Here is a 1697-nt window from a genome sequence, read left to right on the forward strand (position 1 = left end):
CTGCACCCGGAGCGGATCGGCCAGGATGAACTGGACCGTATACGGCGCGAGCTTGGCTCGTCGGCATTCGAAGCCCAATACCAGCAACGCCCCGCACCTGCGGGAGGGACCCTGGTCAAACCCGAATGGTTCAAGACGTACCCGGAACCGGCTGGGCCGAGCATTTATGAGGCCGTCGTCCAAAGCTGGGATACGGCGGCCATTCCGGGCGAAACCAATGACTGGTGCGTGTGCACGACTTGGGGGCTTCTGGGTCCCTACGTCGATCTGCTTGATGTTCACCGCGAACAGTACCTGTTCCCGGACCTCGTGCGTGCTGCGAAGGGGATGCACAGCGAATGGCAACCGGCCATGATCGTGATCGAAAACGCCTCCAGTGGCATTGGTCTCTATCAGGAGCTCAGGCGGGCTGGTTTGGTTGGGATATGGCACCTCAATCCCAAGCCCGACAAGGTCCAGCGTATGGCGGCGCAGTCGGCAAAGATCGAGGCAGGCCATGTTCGCTTGCCGGAGAAAGCAAACTGGCTGGCGAGCTTCCTTCACGAGGTGGCTGCATTCCCAAACGGCAAGCATGACGACCAGGTCGACAGCATGTCCCAGATGCTTCGCACGCTGGATAAAGGACCTCCACCGCTTCTTGGACTGAGCCGCTATCGATGAAATGGCAGTGTTCCGGCACTCGCACGCCGTCCTTTGAGTTCGAATCCCATTTGCACCGCCACTATCACCATTGAGAACCCGTTCATGCCGCCCGTCCGAGGCGGAATTTCTCCTGTTTTCAAAGGGGTTTGCCGGATGGATGCGAACCGCTGAGACGCACGCGCGGAGAGATTTGCGTCTCTGAATGGCCTCTCGTCTCTGGTTGGGCGAACCGCGCCGATTTCGGTTCGGTCGAAAATTTCGTTGCCTTTCCAACGGCCTGACTTCCAGCCCCGCCAAAACTGCGAGCCCTGTTTCCAGCGCTATCGAGTGAAACAGAGCCCGAACATGCGGGAGGCGTAGCGGTTGGGGTTGGTGGCTCACTTGCGCGCAGCGGTGGCGGTGGGCACACGCTTTAGGTTTGGCGAAGCCGGACTCGAAGCGGGTTGGCATAGCCGCCTTTGCGATCCCAGAGCCGGCGGGCGCGCTCGGCTATCGCGGCCAAGAACGGGTTCCGCAGATCACCATCGCCAGCGAGGATGATTAGATGTGCTTGGGCGCGTGACGCAGCGACGTTAATTAGCCGGCGACCACTCTCGCTATTCAGGAATGGGCTCCCTGCATCTACAGGATCGAAGATCACGATCTTCCGCTCGCTACCCTGTGCTCGGTGAACCGTGCTGACACGAACTTCCTTTTGCCCTTGCCGTCCCAGCATCGACCTGATGAGAGCACGCTGAGCGCGAAAAGGGGTGAGGATCAGAATGTCGTCAGCTTCGACGTAGGAACTGAGTGGTTCGTGCACCAACGCGGCAATAATCTCGGCGGAAGCGAACCGGATCTTGCCATTATACTTCTTCGACCACGTCGCGTCGCCAGCGCGATCGTCTACGAGCACTCGCGGGATTTCACGACCATCGAGATACCAGGGAGAACGCGCCTTCTTCTGGACCTGTCCCGTTTTAGTGCCGCCCCAAGTGCTCGTTTAGGCCACTTTCCGCTCGAAGGCGACCGGGCTTTTCCAGCCCAATGCTGAATGCCGTCGGCGTGGATTGTAG

At 59.6% G+C, this 1697-nt stretch carries 1 protein-coding gene and 1 pseudogene; one reads left to right on the forward strand and one right to left on the reverse strand.

The window, feature by feature from the left end; translation table 11 throughout:
• Positions 1-660 (forward strand): phage terminase large subunit (gene terL, locus DJ029_RS21445; protein ID WP_157966484.1); only part of this gene is annotated, 660 nt, incomplete at its 5' end.
• A 394-nt stretch (positions 661-1054) separates the two neighbouring features.
• On the opposite strand, the pseudogene DJ029_RS21450 reads toward terL, so the two are convergent.
• A pseudogene (locus tag DJ029_RS21450) lies at positions 1055-1558 on the reverse strand (C-terminal helicase domain-containing protein); the annotation flags it as partial.
• Positions 1559-1697 lie beyond the last annotated feature (139 nt).

The sequence above is a fragment of the Oceanibium sediminis genome (assembly GCF_003265325.1).
GTDB lineage: Bacteria > Pseudomonadota > Alphaproteobacteria > Rhodobacterales > Rhodobacteraceae > Halovulum > Halovulum sediminis.